The sequence below is a fragment of the Vibrio sagamiensis NBRC 104589 genome, assembly GCF_007990935.1.
GTDB lineage: Bacteria > Pseudomonadota > Gammaproteobacteria > Enterobacterales > Vibrionaceae > Vibrio > Vibrio sagamiensis.
In genome coordinates this window covers 1-4278 of the sequence record NZ_BJXJ01000085.1, presented here as the reverse complement: position 1 = coordinate 4278, position 4278 = coordinate 1, and the positions used below count along the sequence as shown (strand labels likewise).

The following is a 4278-nucleotide window of genomic DNA, read 5'->3' as shown; positions in this document are numbered from 1 at the left end:
TTCCTGCGTATAATTAAGCCGTGCTCTTCTAGGGTTCGACAGGCTTGTTGCAACAACCTTGAACAAAGGCCAGTTTGATTTTTGGTTACGTCGTGATAAGCCGAAACTGAGGGTGCAGGAGAGATCTGCCTTCCTCAATGAACTTTTCAATATCTTTGGAATTTACGCATGAAAAGAGGTGCTCAGATAAGCACCTCAGACACATTTTCAATTTTGGCAAAAATCCCTGCTAAAGTGTTTAATTATCTAGAGAGTGCCGTTTTCATATTTTTTAGCCAGCATTTTCCATGTATCCAAAAAACCGCCATGAAACATGTAACTGTCAGATATCAAAATTGATTGTTTACCGTTTCTTGCACGTTCATATTTGTAGCCACTCAAATTCTCAATACAATAACCACCCTCTCGCCTAGCATTACCTGCATCCATGGCCCTAATTAATAATATAAACTCGCCACCAACAAGCTCTTTATCTGTTGCAATTTTCCCTGCTGGCAGGCCTCCTTCAGAAGGTAACTTTAAGAAAAAGTCAAACTTATCAACAAACCAAGGTAGAACCTCTAACGGTGCATCAAATTGACGTAGCGATATGTACTCAGGTTCATCTTTAAATTTTACCTTGCTATGCTTTACAATCGTTAGAAAGCTACCTTGCTTGTAAAATGAGCAATATCTACCAGGGTAATTTAACTTGTCTTCTGTGGTAACAAGGTACTCAACGCCTTGAGGCAAATTATCTAAATCTTTTATTTCTATTAATTTGACATTACGAGTTGGAGTCATGATACTCATCCTTAATTAATTTCGGCTATATCTTTTATTATGTGAATACTTCCATTGAATTTATCTAAAGGAACAAGTTTCCGTTCAAAATTAAATGTTTCCACTGCGCCATAATTACCGTTGTTCGGTAACAATGTTTTTGTTAATCCGTTACCTAAAAAGTGCTGGTTATTACCTATAGCCCTTTGCATCTCGAGTCTTACCTCTAATAAATCAACCAACTCCTTATCATTGATTGTTTTCTCGAAATATTCTAGTGCGCGTTCAGTGTCCCACTCATTCCTTAGCTCCCCAGAACTAAGCGCGTCATCATAATGCTCAGCATACTGCTTCTGAAATTTGTCCGTAAAAAACAAATCGACTTGCTCAGCAGTGAAGCTATCCGGAAGCTCTTCTCTTGTAAATTTGGCCAGATTTTCATGTGTTGGAACGAGCACCTTGGTATCTGCTATTTTTACAGATTGATGGGTATCAATTATTACGTAAGATAACTTTTCACCTTTGGTGTAGGGAAGTCCGAGTTTTGCACAGATCAATCGAGGGTCAGTATCAACATCCTCTAATTGCTCGAACGTTGTAGACCAGTATTTTGCACCAAAACCAGTCTCTCCCTGCATTGGGGCGCCAAGTAGACCAGGTTTTCCTTCATATTCCAAAAAATTACTATTCATAATTCGCACATGAAAACGCTCATTTGCCAACTCACCCGATTGCACTATGTCGAGTAATTCAGCATCATCATATTTACCTATATAACCATTTTTTATAATGTTTTTTCTTGCGGTTTGCAATCTCTCAGTCACTTCGACAAAGGATTTAGGGTAAGCATTGCGAGGGTATTTGGTGTACCTTACTTTACGCTGGCTATGTGGCGCAGCATTCTGTTCACTGCGCTCAGCGACTTTAGTATCGACCTCTCCTTGATGCACTTTTTCTCTCGATTTTACGTTAAATTCCAGCTTAGGGTTTTCAACGGAAATATCCGCTTTACCCGCACTTAAATGCGCCAAATCATCTTTACTGCCTTTCAAGCTCAAAGTGGTCAATGCAGCAACCAGGGCAAGTGAGCGGATTAATTCACTTATTTGACGAGTTTTCTCACTCGGTGTTAAAGAACTGTTTGATTTAATTTCATCTATTTGGGTCATCGCATCAACGGTCAAGATTATACCGCTAGCACCGTCGGTCGCGATTTGACCAAACAGTAAATATTTACCAGCCTCAAGACCTTGCTTAGTCCCTGAAAATTGCATTGAAGCTTGACGCATCCAGCCTGCACCAAAGATATTACCAACGATAGCGAGGGTATCTAAACCATCATCCTTGAAGTTACTAAAACCCTTATCATGGCGTTGATAAATACTGAGGACACTTGCAGTTGTACTGGTTGCAATACTGGTCCATATCGCGGCACTAGCAACCCTTGAACCAGGTATTGGTGCGAACAAGAGTGCCACACCCACAGCGCCTAAAGCAGTATAATTGGCCCACTTAATCATGCTATCCAAATTCGACCAACCGCTGGTTTTTAACTCACCTTTCAGACTTAATGTTTGATTATTATCTGTAAGCTCAATCTCATAACTAATATGACTTTCAGCCATTTGGCTGTTAGCCTCCCAATCTTTTAATGCATTTGAGATAGCTTCCTTAGCTGTACGGCCTGTACCTTCATATTCACCACAAAAGGCTGTGTGCCCACAGTACGTCCAATCAACAAGACCCCACACGTGCTCATCATCACTGAACCAGTTATCCTTAATACGTTTTTGATATACGAATACTTTTAAAGGCTGTTTAGCGCTTGTTTCTGTCGCTATTGCTACCGCATTAATCGGATAACGAGTCTTGTCCGCTGAATCTTCAATTAATTCACGTAACCTTTCAGCATTGGCTTCTAATCTTTCGAGTTCATCCTCGTGCTTTTCTGTTGCCTCTTCATCCATTTCAGTATTTTGAGCAACTTGTTTCAAAGTATCTATATATCGCTGCTCTGCAATAAGTGAAACATCCGGCTGCTGCATTACCGCTTCTGATTTTTCTAGATCCGGTGCAAGGATGGAATGTGCGTTACAAACGTTTATTGGGTAACTGTAATATTCCGCAGGTCTCGTGCTACCGTCTCCTGGGTGATATTGATAGCAACACATTACAATATGTTGGCCATAGTATTCAGGCTTGTACTCAATGCCAACACTACTTCCTAGATAATCCAGAGGTGGAGCTTCTTCATCTGCAATAGCCTGTTGGTCGTGTACAACAAACCATTTGTATTTGGCGTAAGCTTTTGTCGATTCAACAACCGCTTTCTGTCGGTCCATTTTAAGTTTAACAAGACTGTCTTTAATAATGGAGCTGATTGCAGGCTGTGCTTTTATGGCTAATAACGTATTTTGAGTTGCTTCCGGCGGATAATAGGTCTCCTCTCCTCCAACATCTACTCCCCCGGCGACCAATAGCCCTGTTACTGCAATGCGAATAGCCGGTTTGTTAAATAAGTGGAGTATGTCCTTAACCAGTCCACTTCCTTGATAGGTGTTGTAGTATTTATCATAGGCTTCAACAATCTTTAGAATGTTTTCGGTCGATTGACTTAATAAACCAAATATCTCATCTTTCTTACTGCGTTTAAACGCATCACTTATTTGAGCCGCAATGGATTTAATATAAACATCATCATAATCACAATAAGTGATCGTAAAGTCGCCTTCGGGTACACTTTCTAAAAAGTAGAACCCATCCTTATCTAGGCGGCCTTTCTGAGAACTACCATCTTGAAATTCAATCAAGAATTCTGCATCTATAATAGGTGACTTTCCAATCGTCTTTAATTCAATTCGTAGCCCTGTGTTATGGCCATCTACGTAAGCAATCGCAATATTAGTGCCTTTTAAGCTATCAACAACAACAGCATTGTCTGATAACCAAGGCATATCTTTATCAGAAACCACATGAACTTGAGCCGATGATACACCTAAAAGGTGATTCTTCTCTGGAAAAGACTGATTACTTGAATAGGCATTTATGTCATCAAGAGCAGTACTCTCTTTATCCAGCTTCGCACTATCTTGCTCAAACTTTTCAATTTGAGCAAAGGTTAGTGCCTGTGGGCGGAATAGCAACTTAAGGCCATCCTCACCTTGTTGCTTTTCTCCTTTGATTTTATAAGGAAGCAATACATGCTGCTGATCAAAACCTTCAGGATAACGAGTAATGGGTTGAGGATTCTGTTTCTTTTTTTCTTGTTGCTCAAGGTGGCGAAAGTATTCGACGTCAATGTCCTGATAATAACTTTTATCGGTGATGAATAGCTCACGCCATAACTTACCTTTCCAGAATATATACAGATATCCAGCTTTAAGCTCAGCCGATTTAGATTTTGATTTTTCCTCGTTAAGATAAGCAAGGGGACGAACGGGAACCAGCACATTATCCCATTCAGCCATCTCAGTCTCTTTACTTACTGGCATAATACCTTCTGCCAAACGTAAACTC

1 protein-coding gene and 2 pseudogenes are annotated in these 4278 nt (G+C 40.2%); 1 reads left to right on the top strand and 2 read right to left on the bottom strand.

Going from position 1 to position 4278, the window contains the following annotated elements:
• Positions 1–31: 31 nt before the first annotated feature.
• Positions 32–172 (top strand): annotated as a pseudogene (locus tag VSA01S_RS19285) (IS6 family transposase); the annotation flags it as partial.
• A 74-nt stretch (positions 173–246) separates the two neighbouring features.
• Here VSA01S_RS19285 and VSA01S_RS19280 read toward each other — a convergent pair.
• Together VSA01S_RS19280 and VSA01S_RS20100 are read right to left on the bottom strand one after the other, a co-directional pair.
• Positions 247–783 (bottom strand): hypothetical protein, encoded by a 537-nt coding sequence (locus VSA01S_RS19280; protein WP_039983316.1) that lies wholly within the window; start codon positions 781–783, stop codon positions 247–249.
• 11 nt (positions 784–794) lie between these two features.
• Positions 795–4278: pseudogene (locus VSA01S_RS20100) on the bottom strand (hypothetical protein); the annotation flags it as partial.